The organism is Bradyrhizobium sp. IC3195 (assembly GCF_020193585.1).
In the GTDB taxonomy this organism is placed as follows: Bacteria; Pseudomonadota; Alphaproteobacteria; order Rhizobiales; family Xanthobacteraceae; genus Bradyrhizobium; species Bradyrhizobium yuanmingense.
The window spans coordinates 239694-259491 of record NZ_JADYVG010000007.1; the positions used below are offsets into that span (position 1 = coordinate 239694).

At 65.4% G+C, this 19798-nt stretch carries 18 protein-coding genes; 4 read left to right on the plus strand and 14 right to left on the minus strand.

The features are described 5' to 3' along the window. Positions 1-27 precede the first annotated feature (27 nt). Positions 28-351, minus strand: a complete 324-nt coding sequence (locus I6F09_RS17005; RefSeq protein ID WP_057028474.1) for a 2Fe-2S iron-sulfur cluster-binding protein — start codon at positions 349-351, stop codon at positions 28-30. 11 nt (positions 352-362) lie between these two features. Next, positions 363-1571, minus strand: coding sequence for a cytochrome P450 (locus I6F09_RS17010; RefSeq protein ID WP_225188567.1), 1209 nt, complete (start codon positions 1569-1571; stop codon positions 363-365). An 83-nt stretch (positions 1572-1654) separates the two neighbouring features. Between I6F09_RS17010 and I6F09_RS17015 the strand changes: the two genes are divergently transcribed. Then, positions 1655-2161 (plus strand): MarR family transcriptional regulator, encoded by a 507-nt coding sequence (locus I6F09_RS17015; RefSeq protein ID WP_036001836.1) that lies wholly within the window; start codon positions 1655-1657, stop codon positions 2159-2161. Between the two features lie 345 nt (positions 2162-2506). Here I6F09_RS17015 and I6F09_RS17020 read toward each other — a convergent pair whose 3' ends face one another. Continuing rightward, complete coding sequence (locus I6F09_RS17020) at positions 2507-4354, minus strand: feruloyl-CoA synthase (RefSeq protein WP_225188568.1); 1848 nt, start codon at positions 4352-4354, stop codon at positions 2507-2509. Between the two features lie 151 nt (positions 4355-4505). On the opposite strand from I6F09_RS17020, the gene I6F09_RS17025 reads away from it, so the two are divergent. Together I6F09_RS17025 and atzF are read left to right on the plus strand one after the other, a co-directional pair. Continuing rightward, on the plus strand, positions 4506-5012 hold the full coding sequence (locus I6F09_RS17025; protein ID WP_225188569.1) for a MarR family winged helix-turn-helix transcriptional regulator: 507 nt from the start codon (positions 4506-4508) through the stop codon (positions 5010-5012). A gap of 185 nt (positions 5013-5197) precedes the next feature. Then, positions 5198-7006, plus strand: coding sequence for an allophanate hydrolase (atzF, locus tag I6F09_RS17030; RefSeq protein WP_225188570.1), 1809 nt, complete (start codon positions 5198-5200; stop codon positions 7004-7006). 15 nt (positions 7007-7021) lie between these two features. Here atzF and I6F09_RS17035 read toward each other — a convergent pair whose 3' ends face one another. The 11 genes from I6F09_RS17035 to ugpB all read right to left on the minus strand — a co-directional run bounded on the left by I6F09_RS17035 (position 7022) and on the right by ugpB (position 18445). Next, positions 7022-7237 carry a hypothetical protein gene (locus I6F09_RS17035; protein WP_225113424.1) on the minus strand — a complete coding sequence of 72 codons (216 nt, stop codon included), beginning with the start codon at positions 7235-7237 and terminating at the stop codon, positions 7022-7024. Positions 7238-7337: 100 nt separating this feature from the next. Continuing rightward, positions 7338-8060 carry a GntR family transcriptional regulator gene (locus tag I6F09_RS17040; protein WP_225128439.1) on the minus strand — a complete coding sequence of 241 codons (723 nt, stop codon included), beginning with the start codon at positions 8058-8060 and terminating at the stop codon, positions 7338-7340. Beyond that, entirely contained in the window at positions 8057-8452 is a 396-nt protein-coding gene (gene hpxZ, locus I6F09_RS17045) for an oxalurate catabolism protein HpxZ (protein ID WP_225188571.1), read from the minus strand. Before hpxZ ends, I6F09_RS17040 begins: the two co-directional genes overlap by 4 nt. A gap of 1 nt (position 8453) precedes the next feature. Further along, the gene (locus I6F09_RS17050; protein ID WP_225188572.1) at positions 8454-9848 is read right to left on the minus strand and encodes an AtzE family amidohydrolase; all 1395 of its coding nucleotides are present in this window, start codon (positions 9846-9848) and stop codon (positions 8454-8456) included. Between the two features lie 4 nt (positions 9849-9852). After that, on the minus strand, positions 9853-10032 hold the full coding sequence (locus tag I6F09_RS17055; protein WP_225188573.1) for a DUF4089 domain-containing protein: 180 nt from the start codon (positions 10030-10032) through the stop codon (positions 9853-9855). 26 nt (positions 10033-10058) lie between these two features. Beyond that, a complete protein-coding gene (locus I6F09_RS17060; protein ID WP_225188574.1) occupies positions 10059-11795 on the minus strand; it encodes an ABC transporter ATP-binding protein in 1737 nt (578 codons plus the stop codon). Positions 11796-11889: 94 nt separating this feature from the next. Continuing rightward, entirely contained in the window at positions 11890-12789 is a 900-nt protein-coding gene (locus I6F09_RS17065) for an ABC transporter permease (RefSeq protein WP_225188575.1), read from the minus strand. 3 nt (positions 12790-12792) lie between these two features. After that, on the minus strand, positions 12793-13806 hold the full coding sequence (locus I6F09_RS17070) for an ABC transporter permease (RefSeq protein ID WP_225188576.1): 1014 nt from the start codon (positions 13804-13806) through the stop codon (positions 12793-12795). A 218-nt stretch (positions 13807-14024) separates the two neighbouring features. Continuing rightward, positions 14025-15644: an ABC transporter substrate-binding protein gene (locus I6F09_RS17075; protein WP_225188577.1), complete on the minus strand. Its 1620-nt coding sequence runs from the start codon at positions 15642-15644 to the stop codon at positions 14025-14027. A 368-nt stretch (positions 15645-16012) separates the two neighbouring features. Further along, on the minus strand, positions 16013-16960 hold the full coding sequence (locus I6F09_RS17080; RefSeq protein ID WP_225188578.1) for an aminoglycoside 3'-phosphotransferase/choline kinase family protein: 948 nt from the start codon (positions 16958-16960) through the stop codon (positions 16013-16015). Positions 16961-17122: 162 nt separating this feature from the next. Next, on the minus strand, positions 17123-18445 hold the full coding sequence (gene ugpB / locus I6F09_RS17085; protein ID WP_225188579.1) for a sn-glycerol-3-phosphate ABC transporter substrate-binding protein UgpB: 1323 nt from the start codon (positions 18443-18445) through the stop codon (positions 17123-17125). A gap of 296 nt (positions 18446-18741) precedes the next feature. Between ugpB and I6F09_RS17090 the strand changes: the two genes are divergently transcribed. Further along, positions 18742-19752 (plus strand): TRAP transporter substrate-binding protein, encoded by a 1011-nt coding sequence (locus tag I6F09_RS17090; protein WP_057028609.1) that lies wholly within the window; start codon positions 18742-18744, stop codon positions 19750-19752. The last annotated feature ends 46 nt before the right edge of the window (positions 19753-19798 follow it).

A 19798-nucleotide genomic window follows, 5' to 3' on the forward strand; every position in this document is an offset into this window, starting at 1 on the left:
ATTTTGAAGATCCGACGGCTTGGCAGATCAGACCTGCCGCTCTGGCAACTTCAGGACGAGCCCATCGAGATCGGGCGTGATCGTGATCTGGCAGGACAGCCGGCTCGTCGGTCGCCGCTCAGCGGCGGTGCCATCGAGCAGCGCATCCTCGTCGTCGGCCATCGCAGGCAGGCGCGCGAGCCAGCTCTCGTCGACATAGACATGGCAGGTCGCGCACATCGCGTTGCCGCCGCATTCGGCCAGAATGCCGTCGAGGCCGTGACGGGTCGCGGCCTGCATGGCGCTCTCGCCGCCTGCGGTCTCGACGCGATCGGACTTGCCGTCGGGATGGATGAAGGTAATGGCAGGCATCAAGCTCCTCGTCAGGCCGGGGTGATCGTCACAGGCAGGCTGTCGAGCCCGCGCAGCGTGTTGTTGAAACGGCGCTTCGGCTCGCCCGTGATCTCGAGCCTTGCGATGCGCCGGGCCAGCGCGGTCAGCATCACTTCGCCTTCCAAGCGGGCGACGAGCTGGCCGACGCACATGTGGATGCCGGAGCCGAAGCCGACATGGCCGGAGGTGCGGCGGGTGATGTCGTACCTGTCAGGGGCATCCCAGCGCCGCGGATCGCGGTTGGCGGCGGCAAGGAACATCAGCACCTTCTCGCCCTCGCCGATTCGCGCACCGGAGATCTCGACCTCACGGGTGGTGGTGCGGAAGAAGGTCTGCACGGGGCTCTCGAAGCGCACGGCCTCCTCGAAAGCACCGCGTGCGAGCGTGAGGTCGTCGCGCAGCCGCTGCCATTGATCAGGAAAGCGCGCGAGGCAATACACCGCAGCGCCGATGCCGTTGACTGTCGTGTCGAGTCCGGCCGACAGCAGCGAACGCACCAGCAGCGGCGCTTCGGCGGCCGTGATGGCGCCCTCGTCGACCTGTGCATGGATGCAGGCGCCGAAGCCGCCGGGCGCCAGATTCTCGCGCTGGCACTGCTCGGCGACATAGGCCTGATGCGGCGCCGATCGTTCGATCGCCTGCTGGCGCAACTGGTTGGGTGGGCCGAACGCGTTGAATACCACGCTTGCGTAGGGAATCAGATGCTCGCGCCCTTCCGGTTTCAGGCCCAGCGCATCCGGAAAGATCGACAGAGGATAGGCCTCGGCGAGATCCGCGATCGCATCGAAGCTGCGCATCTGCAGCAGGGCATCGACACGCGCCTCGGCCGCCTCGGCAAAGCGGTCACGAACCTGCTTCATCACGGTCGGCGACAACACTTTTGACAGGACGGCGCGGGTGCGGGTGTGCGCCGGCGGATCGGCCTCGAGGATCAGGCTCGGCGGTCGCCACGGCGCCTCCTTCTTGAAGTCGGAAAGGCCGACGCCGCGGCTGGAGCAGAAGGTTGCGGGATCGTTCAGCACAGCGTGGACCTCGGCATAGCGCGCCACGCCATAGACGTTCCACTTGTCGAGATAGACCACGGGGCCGGCTTCCCGCAGCAGCTCATGCGCCGGATAGGGGTCGGCAAAAAAGCTCATGTCGAAGGGGTCGACGTCGAGATGCGGGACACCCGATCCCGCGCAGCCGGATGCGGTCATGGAAGACCTCCCTCATTTTGATCTTGTGAAAGGACGACGCATGCCCTTAGGTCTTTGGGCCCGCCGCGAGTCAGAAACCCGATATGCCGCCGTCCTCGACCAAAGCCCGCCACAAGCCCGCGCCCCATGATGCAGGGCCGACGCTCGATCTCGACCGTTACGTCCCGGCGTTCATCACCTTCATCGCCAACAAGCTCTCGAACAGCGCGACCGCGTTCTATCAGCGCGAGTTCGGTGTCAACGTCACCGAATGGCGGATCATGTCGCTGTTGGCGATCGAACCCGGCATCCCGGCCTCGCGCATCTGCCACGTCATCGGCTTCGACAAGGGGCCGGTGAGCCGGACGCTTGCCGGCCTCGAAAAGCGCGGGCTGGTGTCGATCCGCACCGACCCGAACGACGGCCGCACCCACTCGATCTCGTTGACGGCAAGGGGCCGCGCCACCCATGACAAGGTGATCGTCGCTGCGTTCGAACGCGAGCGACGGCTGTTGTCCTGCCTCAGCAAGGACGAACGCGAGGTGCTGATCGATCTCTTGCGCCGGCTGCACGAAAATCTCGGCGCAGTCACCGGCAGCGTCGACACCTGACGGGTCGCGCGCGGCGCGCAAGCTCCCGTCACTCCCGATCATGCGCCGGCATTTGCCGACGGCACCCCTTCTGCCGCGCATTGCTTCCTCCAGAAAAGAACGCGGCGGTTCGCCCGCCGTCATCTCTGTCTGGAACGGTTCGCACAGATTAGTTGCTTAGGCAACAAAAGAATCGGCAGGATATTGCGACAGGGTTGTTGGCGTATCCCACTCGTCATTCCGGGGCGCGCGTAGCGCGAACCCGGAATCCATCGTGCACCACCCCTACGGTGAAATGGATTCCGGGCTCGCGCCAAGAGGCGCGCCCCGGAATGACAGCGGAGTGTGGCGTCGCTAACTCGGCCTTTACAATCCGATCCACTCACCCGACGCATCATCGTTCAGCCGCGCTACCGCATCGGCGCGGCGCGTCAGCACGGCGCGCTGGTTGATGTAGCCCTTGTCGGTGATCTCGCCGCCGTCGACCGACGGTGGCTCGGCGAGCAGCAGCGCGCGGGTGGCGTGTCCGGACGAGTTGGCGCTCTGCTGTTTCAGCTTCGCCAGACCCTGCGCGATGGCGCTGCGGACCTTGTCGTGTGCCAGCACGTCGCTGGCCGCCGCCGTTTCGGGCAGACCGGCATGGGCGCGGCAGGCCACGATGTTCGGAAACACGAGGAAACGCACCTCGTCACCGCCGTGGCCGGCGACGACGATGTCCTGAGCCAGCGGCGCCAGCGCGGCGATGCCGGCAACGCGCAAGCCGCCGACGCTGACCCATGTGCCGGAATTGAGCTTGAAGTCTTCGGCAACGCGGCCGTCGAAGAACAGGCCGCGCTCGGGGCGCGCGCTATCGGCAAGCTTCACCGCATCTCCGATCAAGTAAAAGCCCTCCTCGTCGAACGCTTGCCTGGTCAGCTCGGGTGCCTTCCAATAGCCGGGCGTGACGTTGGGGCCACGCACCCGCACCTCCAGCTTGTCGCCGGAGGTGACGAGCTTCAGCTCGGTGCCGGGAATGGGCACGCCGATGTTGCCGGAGCGCTCGGCGAGAAAATGACAGTCGGTGGCGAGCGGTGAGGTTTCCGTCGAGCCCCAGGCCGAGACCATCGGCAGCTTGCGGCCGACCGTCTCGAGTGAGAGCTCTTCGAGAGCATCCCACAGATTCTGCGGCAGCGCGGCCCCGGCATAGAAGGCGAATTTCACCTCGCCGAAGAAGCGGCGGCGCAATTCCTCGTCGCTGCGCAGTGCCGCGATCAGCATGTCGAAGCCGCGCGGCACGTTGAAATAGACCGTCGGCATCACGCTTCTGAGGTTGGCGAGCGAGGTCGCGAACAGACCGGGCGCGGGCTTGCCGCCATCGATGTAGAGCGCGCCGCCGTTGCGCAGCACGAGGTTGAAATTGTGGTTGGCGCCGAAGGTGTGGCTCCAGGGCAGCCAATCGAGAATGACGAGATCGCGGCTCCGTTCGAGGAAGGTCCAGGTCTGCGCCTTGGCTTGCTGGCTCGACGTCAGCATGCGCTGGGTGTTGATGACGGCTTTCGGCGTGCCGGTCGAGCCCGAGGTGAACAGGAATTTCGCGATCGTATCAGGCGTCACCGCTGCGAAGGCTCTTGCGACGTCAGGCGTCTCGGGCGTTGCCGCAATGGCGTGGAACGCGAGCACGTCGACGTCATCGGCATTGCCGCTGATGATGTGTGCGTTGTGCAGCGGCTTGATGGCGGCCAGCGCTGGCGCGAACGGCTGGAGCGCAGAGACGTAGATCGCGCCCGGATCGAGCAGCGCAATCATGCTCTTGAGCTTGTCGAATTCTTTCGACATCAGCGAATAGGCCGGCGAGATCGCCGCCGAGGGCACGCCGACATGCTGGGCGGCAAGCGCGAGCAGCGCATGATCGATGCTGTTGTCCGAGAGGATCGCGACGGGGCGGTCCGCGCTGAGCCCTTGCGCCAGGATCCAGGACGCGGCGGCGCGCACCTTCCGCAGCGCCTGCGCATAGGTGACGGTGGTCCAGGGCATTTCGACGTTGCCGCGCTCGGCCAGGAAGATCGCATCCGGCCTTTGCTGCGCCCATTGCTCCAGCCAATCGCCGCCGCAGCGCGCAGTCTCGCCGAGAGGCTCGGGCGAGCGCAGAACGATGCTGCCGTCGGGCCGATGCTCCGCGACGGTCCTTGGGACTGCGAACAGGCCTGCAACGTCACCATGTGAGGCGGCTGTCATGTGTTTCCTCCTCCATCCCGGTTTACAGGATCGGCGCAGCCTCGTTCCGGGCCGCTTTGGGCATAATGTTGGGCGTGGCAATTGTTGTCGTCAACAACAATCTTTCGCTCTTGGCCCAAGGGCGCTAGGGTTGCGCGACAGGAGACACGACGTGACAGCCACAGCATCCCGGGCCCACGGCCGCCACGCCCCACGCAAGCGCGCCGGCAACGGCGCGGCACCAGGCGATGGCGCCGACGGCGTCGGCCTCGACGCGCTGGTCGGCCACGCCGGCTATGCAGTGCGGCGCTTCCAGATCTGGATCTTTCAGGACTTCATCAAGACGCTCGGCGAGGTCGACATCAGGCCGACGCAATATTCGGTGCTGACCGTGATCGGCGCCAATCCGGGCCTGTCGCAGATGGCGGTGGCCAAACGCCTCGGCATCGAGCGCGCCCGGCTGGTGCACCTGCTCGACAGCCTCGAGCAGCGCAAGCTGGTGAAGCGGATCAAGTCGAAGCAGGACCGGCGCTCGCATGCGCTGCACCTCACCGCGCAGGGCGAGACGGCGCTTGAGAAGTTCAAGCGGCTCGCGGCCGAGCACGAGCGGCACGTCGAGGCGAAGATCGGCAAGGAGAACCGGGCACAGCTGCTCCGGATCCTCTCCGGCTTCACCTGATCCCGACTGCCTATGATTTGGGCAGATAGGTCACTGAGGCGACCGGCCGGGCGCCAGCCGAAATGTCCCCCAAGCCACTGATCGCACGATAAGATCCGGCACGATCATCCTGCCCGGATTCTGTACACAATGGCACATCGCTTGCTTCACTCCGGGCGAAGACGAATTGCCGGAGTTTTGCCGCCATGGGGGCCGAGCAGCCTGAAACGATCGCCGGGATTGTGGCCGCGCACCGCGCGGGGACGCTGACGCCGGCAGAGACCGTCGCGCGGACCTATCGGCGCATCTGTGATTACGACGATCCTGCCGTGTTCATCAGCCTGCGCGACGAGAAGGACGCGATCGCGGAAGCGGAGAAGCTCGCGGCCCGGGCGGATGCTGCCAGCCTGCCGCTTTACGGCGTGCCGGTCGCGGTGAAGGACAATATCGACGCGCTGGGCTTCCCTACCACCGCGGCCTGCCCGGCTTTCTCCTACACGCCGGCACACGACTCGACCGCGGTGGAACGGCTGCGCGGGGCGGGGGCGATCATCATCGGCAAGACCAATCTCGACCAGTTCGCGACCGGCCTCGTCGGCGTCCGCTCGCCCTACGGCATTCCCCGGAATTCGATCCGCGAGGATCTGATTCCCGGCGGCTCGAGCTCGGGCTCGGCCACCGCGGTCGGCGCCGGGCTCGTGCCGTTGGCGCTCGGCACGGATACCGCCGGCTCGGGCCGCGTGCCGGCGATGCTCAATAACATCGTCGGGCTGAAGCCGAGCCTCGGCATGATCTCGACCGCAGGCCTGGTGCCGGCCTGCCGCACGCTCGACTGCATTTCGGTGTTCGCACTGACGGTGGACGATGCCGCGCTCGCACTATCGGTGATGGCCGGCCCCGACCAGGCCGATCCATTCTCGCGCGACCGGCCGCTCGGCGCGATCACGCCGATGCCGGCAAACCTGCGCCTGGGTGTGCCGCGCAACGGGCAGCTGATCTTCTTCGGCGACAAGAAAGCGGAAGCCGCCTACGGCCATGCGCTGAAGCGATGGACCGCGCTTGGGGCAAAGCTGGTCGAGTTCGACCTCGAGCCGTTCTACGAGACGGCGCGGCTGCTCTATGAGGGCCCCTGGGTCGCCGAGCGTTACCTCGTGATCAAGAACCTGCTGGCGTCCGCGCCAGACACGATCCACCCCGTCACGCGGGAGATCACCGCGGCCGGCGCGCGGCTGACCGCGGCGGAAACCTTCTCGGCGCTCTATCGCCTGCAGGGCCTGCGCAAGATCGCCGAGCGCACGTTCGCCAACATCGACGCGCTGGTGCTGCCGACGGCGCCGACGGCCTATACGACCGCGCAGGTGCTGGCCAATCCGATCGAGCTCAACAGCCGGCTCGGCACCTACACCAATTTCGTCAACCTGCTCGACCTCTGCGGCCTCGCCGTGCCGGCTGCGATGCGCAGCGACGGCATTCCGTTCGGCATCACGCTGCTGGCGCCCGCAGGGCGCGACGCGCTGCTCGCGAGCATCGGCCGGGTGTTCCATGCCGATACCAAACTGACGGTCGGCGCGAAAGGTGTGGCACAGGCCCCGCTCGCGCCACTGCCCGCAAGCAATGGCGATGAAATCCCGATTGCGGTGGTCGGCGCGCATCTCACTGGCATGGCGCTGAACGGCGAGCTGACGGCGCTGAACGGAAAGCTGATCGAGGCGACGAAGACCGCGCCCGACTACAAGCTCTATGCGCTCAAGACGACGCCGCCGAAGCCGGGCATGCTGCGCGTTGAGGCCAGCAAAGGCGCTGCCATCGAGCTGGAGATCTGGTCGTTGTCGTCGTCCGCCTTCGGCAAGTTCGTCAACGCGATCCCCGCGCCGATGGCGATCGGCACAATCAGGCTCGCCGACGGACGCAGCGTGAAGGGATTCCTCGTCGAGCCGGAAGTGCTGGGCGATGCGCGGGACATCACGGCGTATGGCGGCTGGCGGAAGTTTATGGCTGAAGCTACGACGGCGTAGACAGCGACCGCGGCCTTACACCGGCTTGCGCCAGGCGGCTTCGTTCTTCTTCTCGTAATCGTCGAACGCCTTGACGAGGCCGGACAGCACCTCTGCGGACGTTTCGAACATCGCGGTGAGCTGGGGCTCGTCGACCTTGCGGATGTCTTCGCGCAGATGCGTCACCGTCTCCTGTAGACGCTGCTTCATCTTCTGGGTGTGATGGCGCGGATCTTTCTCGGAGGAGGCCATGGTGTTTTCTCCTTATCGGATCGATGGGAGGAAACGATCGGTGCAAAGCCGGGTTCCTGAGAACCGACGCCTCTCCTTCACCTCGTGGTGAACACGCAACTCACACCGACACCGCGTAGATCTCATACTCCCCGCGCACCAGCTCGATATGCGCACGCATGGCGGCGGCGGCGCCCTGCTTGTCGCCGCGCATGATGGCGACGACGACGCGGTCGTGCTCGGCCTGCGACTTGGCGAGACGGCCGAGATTGCGAAACTGGGCGCGGCGGAACGGCTGCACGCGGACGCGGGTCGCGAGCGTGATCTCGGCGATGTAACCGTTCTGCGAGCCGGCATAGAGCGCGTTGTGGAAGCGCTCGTTGACCTCGTGGAAGCGCTCGGGATTGCCGGTGTAGCTCAGTACCCGCAGCTCCTCGTGGACGGCCTCCAGGCCGTGACGCTCGGCCGCCGACATGCGTTCGGCGGCAAGACCCGCGCACAAGGCCTCGAGCTCCGCCATCGCCTCGAACATGCCTTTCAGCCGCTCGACAGATGGCCGCGCCACCACGGCGCCGCGATGCGGCCGCGCCTCGACAAGGCCGCTCGCCACCAGCTGGCGCAGCGCCTCGCGCACCGGCGTGCGCGAGACGTTGAAGCGCCGCGCGATGTCGGTCTCGTCCAGCGGCGAGCCCGGCGCCAGCGTTCCCCGCACGATCTCGTCGGCAAGCTGCAGCCGCAGCTCCTCGGCGCGCGTGACCTTCAGCAGCGACGGCGATGCACGGTCGACGCGCGGCACCACCGGCTCGGCCGGCAATGCGCCCTGCGGAAGATCATCAAGCGTCATACGGTCTCTTTCGGGTCGTCGATGATGCTGACATGAGCGGCGACGACGCGCCAGCCCTCCGGGAAACGTATCCACGTCTGCATCTGCCGGCCGACCTTGCCGGGAGCCGTATCGCGATAGAACAAGGTGGACGCCACGGCCGTGTCGCGGCCATAGCTGGTGATCACGGTTTTGGCGGTGCGGCGGTTCAGCCCGACCGGCGAACGGCCGGCGCGGAAACCGGAGATTGCCTCGTAGCCATAGAGGTTCTCGCCGATGCCGTAGCGCAAGGTGCGCGGATCGTTGCGGAAGAGCTCGCCGAGCACGGCGACGTCGTTGCTGACGAGGGCTTGCTCATAGCGCTCGAACGCGGCTTTGACTTCCGCGATCACCTCGGGGAGATCGATCTGCATCTTAGAACCCTCTCGGCGCGGGCGCAGCGACGACGCCCATCTTCTCCAATGCGTGCGCGACGCGCAGCGCGATGTCCTCGCGCCAGGGCGCACAAATGATCTGCACGCCGATCGGCAGCGGCTCGAGCGGCACGGGGACCGCGACCACCGGCAGGCCGATGAAGGAGATCGGCTGGGTGTGGATGCCGATATTGGCGCGCACCGGCAGCTCGACGCCGTCGAGATTGAAATTGACCTGGCCGAGCTTCGGCGCGGTGCAGGGCGTCGCCGGCGCCAGCAGCACGTCGACCGATCGAAAGATCTCGGCAAGCTGCGCGCGATACCAGCGGCGGAATTTTTGCGCGCGGTCGACCAGCGAGGCCGGCACCATGGCGCCCGCGATCAGCCGGTCGCGCACCGCCGGGTCGAAATCGCCAGGGCGCTTGCGCAGGCGATCGAGATGGAGCGAAGCGCCTTCGGTGGTGGTGATGACGTAAGCCGCCGCACGGGCGCGCGATGCTTCGGGAACATCCACCACTTGCGTCGCGCCCAGCGCCTGGGCGACGCGGCTGACGGCTTCGACCGCTTCCGGAAACACGTTCTTCTGGAAGTGGCCGCCGGCGATCGCAACGCGCAGGCCGGAGATGGACTCATCGAGCAGCGGCGTGACGGGCTCTAACCCGCGCGTAGTGCAGGCGCCATCGTCGGCATCCGGACCCTGCATCGCGTCATAGGCGAGCGCGAGATCGGCGACGGAGCGCGCGAACGGGCCGAGATGATCGAGGCTCGCCACGAACGGAAAGGAGCGCGCACGTGACAGCCGGCCATAGGTCGGCTTCAGGCCGAAGATGCCACAGAAGGACGACGGCACGCGGATTGAGCCGTTGGTGTCGGAGCCGAGCGCGATCGGCACCAGCGCGCCGCCGACGGCGCTGCCCGAGCCGCCGGAGGAGCCGCCGCTCATCCGCGTGGTGTCGTGCGGATTGCGCGAGGGACCGTCGTGGATGTTCTCGCCCGTGAAATCGTAGGCGTATTCGCCCATGTTGAGCGCACCGACGAGAACGGCGCCGGCCGCCTCCATCCGCTCGATCAAGGTCGCATCGCGCCTGGCGGGCGCGAGGTCCCGGTTGATCTTCGAGCCGGCGCGCGTTGGCAGGCCCGCGACATCGAACAGGTTCTTGACCGCGAAGGGTACGCCGGCGAGCGGACCGATTGTCCTGCCCGCCGCGAGATCCGCATCGATCGCGCGCGCTTTCGCGCGGGCGCGTTCAGCGGTGACGTCGGTGAAGGAATTGAGGATGCCGTCATGCCGCGCGATGCGCGCGAGCGCAGCTTCAGTGGCATCGAGCGCGGACATCTTGCGCCCCGCAACCGCACTTGCGATCTCGGAGGCCGTCATCTCTGGCTTGGCAGACATGGCGTCAGGCCGTGAAGATCGGCGCCGGCTCGGTCTCGTCCGGCAGCGCGAATTCGTCGACCAGACGGCCAAGCCGCAGCGAGACCTCGAGGTTGGCGCGAACGGCAGGCCGCCAGGCCTCCTCGATCGGCAGCGCCAGCACCTTCGACACGGCGTCGATATAATCGTCCAGGGGTTCGGCCATCACGCTCTCAAGCAATCAGTGCAGTCTTAGTGTGTCGGCAACGGCGGATGCGGGATCGCCGTCAGCAGCTCCTTGGTGTAGTCGTCCTTGGGATCGCCGAGAACCTGCTCGGAAGAGCCCTCCTCGACGATCCGTCCGGTCCGCATCACAATGACACGATCGCACAACAAGCGCACCACGTTCAAATCATGCGAGACGAACAGATAACTCATACCTAGCCTCGCCTTGAGGTCCTGCAGCAGGTTGAGGACGACAGCCTGCACCGAGACGTCCAGCGCCGCAGTCGGCTCGTCCAGGATGACGAGCTTGGGATGCAGCGCGATCGCCCGGGCGATGCCGACACGGGCCTTCTGGCCGCCGGACAATTGGTGCGGGAAGCGGTCGAGCAGATTGTGCGGCAGGCCGACCATGGTGGCGAGTTCCTCGCAGCGGGCGCGGAGCGCGTCGCGGCCCTTGATATCGCCAAGCTGCATGATCGGGTCGGCGATCGCGCGCGCGGCGGTGAAGCGCGGGTTGAGGCTGTCGGTCGGGTCCTGGAACACCATCTGGATGCGGCTGCGCTGCGGCAGCCGGGCGAAGGCGGCAGGCTGAATGCCGCCGATGTCCTCGCCGTCGAACTGGATCAGGCCGGAGGTCTGGTCGAGCAGGCGCATCACCATCATCGACGTGGTCGATTTGCCGCAGCCGGATTCGCCGACGAGACCGACGCTCTCGCCATGACCGATCACGAAGCTGATGCCGTCGACGGCGCGGAACATGTCCGGCTCGACCGGCGGCTTGCGGCCGAACAGCTTGCCGAGCACGGCGGTCGCGCCCTGGCGGGGATATTCCTTGACGAGCTTTTCAACGCGGAGGAGGAGCTGATCGCTCTTCCCTTCGCTTTGAGAAGCGTGCTGGTCAGGCGCGGCGACAAGGGATGCAGATGTGGCTGCGCCCTCCTCGTCCGGCAGCAGATCGCGCAAGCTCACCCCGAGCCGCGGCGTCGCGCGCATCAGCTTCTTGGTGTAGGGGTGCTGAGGGTTGGCAAAAATGTCGGCAGCCGTGGCGGTCTCGACGACGCGGCCCTTCTCCATCACGACGACGCGGTCGCAATAGGCGGCAGCGAGGCCAAGATCGTGCGTGATCAGGATGGTCGACATCGCGCGGCGTTTCGTCAGCTCGACGATCAGGTCCATCACCGCCTTCTGCGTGGTGACATCCAATCCGGTCGTCGGCTCGTCGGCGATGAGCAGCTGCGGATTGCAGGCCAGCGCGAGCGCGATGACGACGCGCTGGCACATGCCGCCCGACAGCTCGAACGGATAGGCGTGATACCGCTCGCGTGGGCGGGCGATCTTGACCTGCTCGAGCGCCTCGATCGCCTTCTCGCCGTGATCGGCGACCTGGGCCTGCTGCACATGGGTCCGCAGCACGTCCTCGATCTGGTCGCCAACTTTCCGGATCGGGTTCAGAGCGGCGCGCGGGTTCTGGAAGATCATCGAGACTTCGCGGCCGCGCAAGTCCCGCATCTGGTCTTCGGTCGCCGCCTTGACGTCGATGCCGGAGAACATCACCGAGCCCTCGGCGATCTTGCCGGCGCGGTCGAGGATGCGCATCACCGCGTAGGAGGTCACCGACTTGCCGGAGCCGGACTCGCCGACGATGGCGAGCGTCTCGCCCTTGGCGACGGAGATGTTGACGTGCTGCACCGCCTTGATGATGCCGCGTCGGGTGGTGAATTCGACCGTGAGGTCCTGGACGTCGAGCAGGGGCTGGGCCGTCATGGCCGGCTCCCGTCACTCAAACGGTCGAAAACAACCCCATGCACAGTAGAATGGCGACTGAAATCATTGGAGAATTTTTCTTGGAGGTTGAGCATCACGTCCTCCGCTGGGGATCGACGATGTCGCGCAGGCCGTCGCCGAGGAGGTTGAAGCAGAACACGGCGATCATCAGGGCAAGGCCGGGGAAGAGCGCGATCCACCATTCGCCCGACACCATGAAGCCCGCGCCTTCGGCGACCATGATGCCCCATTCCGCCGTCGGCGGGCGGACGCCGAGGCCGATGAAGGAGAGGCCGGCGGCGTTGAGGATGGCGTAGCCCATGGTCAGCGACATCTGCACGATCATGATCGGCATGATGTTCGGCAGGATGTGCACCAGGAGGATGCGGAACTCGCCGTTGCCTGACAGACGCGCGGCCTGCACGAAGCCGGCATTGCGGCGGACATTGGCTTCCGCGCGCGCGACGCGGGCATAGAGCGGGAAGTTCACGATCGCGGTGGCCAGGATGATGTTCTGCACGGTGTTGCCGAGCGCGGCGACGATGCCCATCGCGAGCACGAACAGCGGGAAGGCCATAATGGTGTCGGCGATGCGGCCGACGATGCGGTCGGTCCAGCCGCCGAAATAGCCGGCCGCGATGCCGGCAAGGCCGCCCATCAGGAACACCAGCGCGACCGAGGCGATCGCGATGAAGAAGTCGAGGCGCGTGGCGACGATGACGCGGCTGAAGATGTCGCGGCCCAGCTGGTCGGTGCCGAACCAGTGCGCCGCCGACGGCGGCTTCAACGCAGCCGCGGTGTCGGAGGCGAGCGGATCGTACGGCACCACGTAAGGGCCGAACAGCGCAGCGAACACGATGATCAGGAGCAGCGCAAAGGCAAAGCCCGTGACCTTGTTCTCGCTGAGGACGTAACGGGTCTGCTCAAGCACCGCGACGATGCCTGACGTGCGGGCGGGGCCGACAGGTTCAACAGCAGGCGCAACGGAGCTCATAGCCTAGCCCTCCAACCGCACGCGCGGGTCGATCACGCCGTACAAGATGTCGATGATCAGATTGAGCAGCACGTACATCACCGCCATGGTCAGCACGAAACCCTGCACCGGCGCGAAGTCGGAGGAGATCAGCGCTTCCACCGCGTAGGAGCCGATGCCCGGCCATGCGAACACTTTCTCGACCAGCACGTTGGCCCCCAGCAGGAACGAGAACACCATGCTGAGCGTGGTGATGACCGGCAGCATCGCGTTGCGGAACGCGTAGGTGACGATCACGGTTGCCGGCGACAGGCCGCTGGCGCGCGCGGTGCGGACGAATTCGGACGCGAGCACCGCGAGCATCGAGGCGCGGGTCATGCGCGCGATCGGCGCCAGCGAAAAGATCGCGAGCGTCGTTGCGGGAAGGATGAGTTGGCTCAACGCCGAGCGGAACGCCTCGACATCGCGCGCGATCAGGGTGTCGATCAGATAGAAGCCTGTCACCGTCGGCGGCGCGCTGTAGAACACGTCGAGACGGCCGAGCGGCGCCGGCGACCAGCCGAGCCGGAAATAGAAGGCATAGACCAGCACGAGGCCGGTGAAGAACACTGGCAGCGACACGCCGGCCGTGGTCGTGATCCGACAGAGATGGTCGATCCATGATCCCGGCCGCGTTGCCGCCAGCACGCCGAGCGGAATGGCGATCGCAACGGACACGAAGAGGCCGAGCAGCGTCAGCTCGGCCGAGGCCGGCAGGCGGTTGCGGATCTCGGTGGCGACCGGCTGGCCCGTCGTCAGCGAGTTGCCGAAATCGCCATGCGCGAGATCGTTGGCATAGCGGAAGAACTGTTCGACCAGCGGCTTGTCGAAGCCGAGTTTTTTCCGGATCTGCTCGACGGCTTCCTTGGTCGCGGCAGGGCCGGCGAAGTAGGCCGCGGGATCGCCCGGCAGCGCGCGCGTCAGCAGGAAGGTGACGATGACGACGCCGATCAGCGAGGGAATCGCGAACATCAGGCGCTTGCCGATCATGGTCAGCATGGCAACCTCCTTCCGCATTCCGATTGGGAACAAGCTCGCACGGCTTGCGCCGCTGCGCCCCCTCTCCCCTTGTGGGAGAGGGTTGGGGTGAGGGGTAGCGACAAGCGAGATCGGAGTTCGTGGCTACCCCTCACCCGTCTCGCCGCTACGCGGCGAGCCACCCTCTCCCACAAGGGGAGAGGGAATGAGAGAGGCGTGCGCACCTCACTCATGACCCCTTACCCCTTCACCATCGCGCGATAATCCAGCCGCCGGTGGAACCAGTACTGGTAGCCGCTGATGTTCTTCTGCATCGCGACGTTGACGAACGGCTGGTACAGCGGGATGCGCGGGACGTCGGCGAAGGCGAGATCGACGAAGCCTTTCACGTCGGCATCGTAAGCGGCCTTGTCGCCGGTGGCGGCCGCCGTGCGCGCACCGTCGATGAACTTGTCCATCGCCGCCGACTTGTAGCTCATGGTGTTGAAGACGGAATTGTTGCCGTGATAGCACCAGTAGAAGAAGTATTCGGGGTAATCGAGCCAGCCCGAGAACACGTTGGTGAACAGCGGCATCTCCTTCTTGTTGAGCTCGGTGCGCCAGTTGGCACCGGGCACCTTGTTGATGGTGGTCTTGATGCCGAGCTGGGCGAGGCTCTCCTGCACCAGCACGCAGAGCGGCTCATTGACGCCGGCGAAATTGAGATCGAACGAGATCGTAGTCTCGAAGCCGTTGGCGTAACCGGCCTCAGCCAGCAGCGCCTTCGCCTTCTCCATGTCGGTGCTGTACTTGTGCGGCTGCGGCCAGGCGACTTCGGTGGCCTTGTCCTTTGCGCCGAACATGGGATTGCCGAGGCCGAACAGCACGGCGTCCATGATCTTCTGGTACGGCAGCGCATAGGCGATGGCCTGTCGCACCTTGACGTTATCGAACGGCGGCTTGGTGACGTTCATGCCGATATACTGGATGCCGTTGGAGAACGGCAGCGACACCACGTTGAGCTTGCCGTTCGCCTTCATCTCCTGGAAATCCTTGAACGGCAGCTCGTAGGAGATGTCGGCGTCGCCGCGCTCGAGCAGGGCACGGCGGTTGCCGGCCTGCGGCACCATGCGCCAGATCACGCGCTTGATCTTGGGAAGCGGACCGCCGACCCAATCCTCATTGCGCTCCATGATCACTTCGGTGCCCGCGGTCCACTTCGTCACCTTGTAGGCGCCGGAGCCGGCGGTCTGCTGTTTTGTAAACTCGAGGCCCCAGGGATCCTTCTCGCTGGCGTGCTTCTTCACCAGCTCTGAATTGACGATGCAGGGCACGATCACGGCGAGATCGGGGATCGTCAGCTTGTCCTTCTTCAGGAAGTCGACGCGCACGGTGTGATCGTCGACCACGACGAACTGCTCGGCCTTGGTGAGCGAACCCGCGCTCATCTGGAAGGTCGGGAAGCCGCCGACGCTGACGGCGCGGTCGAGCGACCATTTCACGTCTTTCGCGGTAACAGGCGCTCCGTCGTGGAATTTGGCGTTCTTCTTCAGCTTGAAGGTGACCGACATGTCGTCGATCTTCATGTCGTCGGCGAGCTCGCCCTTGAACTTGTCGCGGTCGTAATAGGGCACGCCGCCAGGGCCGCTCTTCATCTCGTGGCTGATCAGGCGGTCGTAGCAATTCCAGGAGACTTCATAGCCGGGCACGTTGGTGCCGATGCCATGGATGTCGAGATTGTTCGGGCCGCCTTCGGAAACGATCAGCAAGGTCTCCGAGCGGGCATCGGCCTTGGCCGGGGAGATCACGGACGGCATGGCCGGGAGCGCCGCGCCAGCGGCCAACCCGGAAACGGATTTGAGGAAATCGCGGCGCTTCATGAAATCGCTCCAACACAAAGGTTTTTGGCTGGAACTGGATTCGCAAGGTTTGTGCCAAGGCTTAACGGGAGATTAAATTTCATATAAGTGGTTGATATCGAAGGCTATTCTTATCTGACCACTCTGCCCCGCAACGGGCAATTGCATACAAACACGAGCAATTGCGTAAAAATTAGGCTTCTCGGCTTGAGGGCTCATTGTGGAGGCAGTCGCCAAATCTTGCCATCCGGCGCTCGCGCCGCGGCCCCAGGAGTCATTCCGGGGCGATGCGCAGCATCGAACCCGGAATCCATCGGGCGGCAGAACGCGCGGCACAATGGATTCCGGGCTCGCCGCTGCGCGGCGCCCCGGAATGACGGAGGGGGCGCTCAGCCAGGCCAGATCAACTCCTGCAGCTCGATCAAATCATCCGCCCTCTCCTGCCAGCCCTCGATGCAGATGTGGCTGTTGAGGTCGCTGGCGCGGTGCAGCAGCATCAGGGCCATCAGGCGGCGCTTGAGGGTGAAATCCAGCGTCGTATAACCAAAGCCTTCGAGCAGGCTCTTCACTCTGCCCGGACGGCCCGCCGCCATGAAGGCGCTGGGGCCGAGCAGATCGTAGTCGCGCCACCCCGTGAGCACGTCGCCGAAATCGAACAGGCCGCCGAGCGACCATTGACCGTCGTCACAGGCGAGCAGGAAGTTGTCGGGAATGTATTCGCCGATCAGGGTAACCGGCGGCGCGTCCATCGGGATCAGCTTTGCGGCATCGCGCAGGAAGTCGTCGAGTCCCTCGAGGAATTTTGGTGCGAGGCCGAGACGCTCGTGCCGCGCGCGGCAGCCCTGCATCTGGGCGCGCATGAACGCGTCCCAGCGCGGCTCGATATGCGCGAGCGGTCCAAGCGGCGCGCTCTGCACGCTCGCAATGGTCTCGCCGATCTGGCGCAGCAGGCGCTCCTTCTGCGGCTCCGGCAGTGATCGCCAGACCTCCGAACCCAGCGTGCCGGCAAGGCGCGTGATCACGAGGTAGGGCCAGCCGTCGCGCATCCCCTCCGCGACGATCTCGGGGATCGGCAGGTGCAGACGGCCTCTGAGCTGCGCCAGCGACGCGCGCTCCGAGACGAATTGCGCTGCGAGCAACGGCGGAAAGATTTTCAGGATCAGCGTCTCGCCGAGGCCGACCACGAGATTGGTGCCGGTCGCAAACACATGCGGCGAGCCGGCATCGAGGCCATGGCTACGTGCGATGTCGAGGGCGATCGGCAGCCATTGCGTGGACGCGGAGCGGAAAGCGCGGAAGCTTGCGGCGTCGGCGAGGTGAGGCAATGTCAGCGACATCGCGTGCTTTATGCGTTTGAGTTCGTCATGCCCGGGCGTGTCCCGGGCATCCACGTTCTTCGTACCGCGTGGCAAGGCGTGGATGGCCGGGACAAGCCCGGCCATGACGCGGTGGAAAGATCGTGCGCGCTAACATCAAGCTTCATTCGCAGCGCAGCCACCCTACCTGTCCGGACTGGCGCGCTCGAACTGGCGCAAGAGCTTGTTGCCGCGCTCGACGGCGGAATCGAGTGCTGATTGCGCGCTCTTGTGGCCGGCGAAGGCCTGCTCGAGCTCGTCCTCGATCACGCCGCGGATCAGGATGAAGGAGCCGAGCCGGATGCCCTTGGAATTCTCGGTCGGCGGATTGAGCGTGATCTGCTCGAACGAGATCGCCGAGCCCGGATTGCGCTCATAGAAGCCTTGCGAGCGCGTCAGCTCGAACGCGGCGCGGGTCACGGGGAGATAGCCGGTGTTCTGGTGCCAGGCGGCCTGCACGCCGGGCTGGGACAGATAGGCGAAGAAGCGCGCCACGCCCTTGTATTCCTCGCGCGGACGGTCGCGCAGCACCCACAGCGTGGCGCCGCCGATGATCGAGTTCTGCGGCGCGCCTTTTACGTCGGGCCAATAGGGCATCATGCCGTAGCCAATCTCGAACTTCGAATTGGCCTTGATGTCGGCGCGCGTCGCCGAGGAGCCGATGAAGATGCCGCACTCGCCCTTCTGGAAGCGCGGCTCGGCCGACTGGCCACGGCCGCTATAGTCGAACAGCTTTGTCTTCTGCCATTCGCTGAGCGCCGCGACGTGATGCACCAGCCTCGGATTGTTGATGGTCAATTCCGCATCGAGCCCGGCGAAGCCGTTCGCCCGGCTCGCGACCGCGAGGTTATGGAAGGCGGCGAAATTCTCGACATGGATCCAGGACGGCCAGGACGTGGTGAAGCCGCAAGCAGCGCCGCGGTCGCGCAGGCGCTTGGCGGCCGCTCCCAGTTCCGGCCAGGTCTTCGGCGGCGCCTCCGGATCGAGGCCGGCGTCGCGGAACATGGTCTTGTTGTAATAGAGGATCGGCGTCGAGGAATTGAACGGAAAGGACAACAGATTGCCGGCCGCATCGGTGTAATAGCCGGAGACCGCGGGCAGATAATCACTGAGCGAGAACGGCTCGCCCTGGTCCCGCATCAGGCTGAACACCGGATAGATCGCGCCCTTGGCCGCGGTCATGGTGGCGGTGGCGACCTCGTTGACCTGGACGATGGCGGGCTGGGTGCGCGAGCGGAAGGCGAAGATCGCCGCCGTCACCGTCTCGGTGTAATTGCCCTTGTAGACGGGCACGATGCGGTAATCGGATTGCGAGGCATTGAAGTCGGCGGCGAGCTTTTCCAGCTGCCGGCCGAGCTCGCCGGACATGGCGTGCCACCAGGCGATCTCGGTGGCAGCCCGCGCAGGGGCGGCCAATGCGAGGGCCGCAAAGGCGGCAACGAGCTGCAAAAGGCGCAAGGCTGACATCAGGATGGCTCTTCCCAGGCCGCGGTCGACGTGGCGGCTGTCCTGCTTAAGGCCCGGCAGTGGTCGTTTCAACCGGGAATGAACGCCGGCCGCGCCGCACAATCAGCCCGCTGGCCGGGGGCGGGATGGGACTTCCCTTAACTTCTGCTGGAGCCCCGTTCCGATCGGAACGGGTTCTAAATTATTAATTTGACGGGTTTTCTTTACGCGAACCGGTATCCACTTCGCTTGAAAACGCTTTAGATTGCATTGAACCTTTTCCTTCCGCCATAGACTCCACCACTGAGGGGTTGAGTGTGCCAGTGTTGAGCCGTGCCGAACTCTCGCGGACCGGGGTGGTCTTCGTCGCGCTTCTGCTTGCCGCAGTCTCGTCGAGCATGCGCGCGACGAGTGCGGTTGCGCGCGAATTTCGCGCCGCCGACACCCAGGCCGAGGACTACCCGACCGTCCAGGCGCTGCGCTACATGGGCGCCCTGATCGCCGAGCGCACCAAGGGCCGCCACGAGATCAAGGTGTTCCACTCCCGCCAGCTCGGGGAGGAAAAGGAGACCATCGAGCAGACCCGGGCCGGTGCGATCGACCTCAACCGGACCAATGTCGCCCTGATCGGCAATTTCGTCCCGGCGATGAACGTGCTGGCGATGCCGTTCCTGTTCCGGTCCATCGAGCACATGCAGAAGGTGCTGGACGGGCCTGTCGGCAGCGAGATCCTCGGCAGCTTCGAGCCCTACGGCTTCGTCGGGCTCGCCTTCTACGATTCGGGTGCGCGGTCGATCTATAACGGGGTCCGCCCGGTGAAGACCATCGCGGACCTCAAGGGATTGCGGATCCGGGTGCAGCAGTCGGAGTTGATGAGCCAGATGATGCGCGCGCTCGGCGCCGAACCGGTCGAGCTGCCCTACGGGCAGGTGCTCACCGGGCTTGCCAACCACCTGATCGACGGCGCCGAAAACAACTGGCCATCCTTCGTGACCACGAACCATTACAAGCATGCCGGCCATTACACGCTGACCGAGCACACGATGAGCCCGGAGGTGCTGGTGATCTCTCTGAAGGCCTGGAACAGCCTGTCGGCGGAGGAGCAGACGATCTTTAAGGAGGCCGCGCAGCGCTCCAGCCGGTTCATGCGCGAGAAGTGGCGCGACCTCGAGGAACAGTCGCAGCGCAAGGCGCAGGAAGCCGGCGTGACCATCATCAGGGACATCGACCGCAAGCCGTTCGAGGACGCCATGGCCGCAATCTACGCCAAGGCCGCGCGCGACCCCGCGGCGGCCGCGCTGATCGAACGGATTCGCAAGGTGGAGTGAGGCCTGTTGGCTGCGCTTGGACATAGCGATCACGCGGACAAGCCAC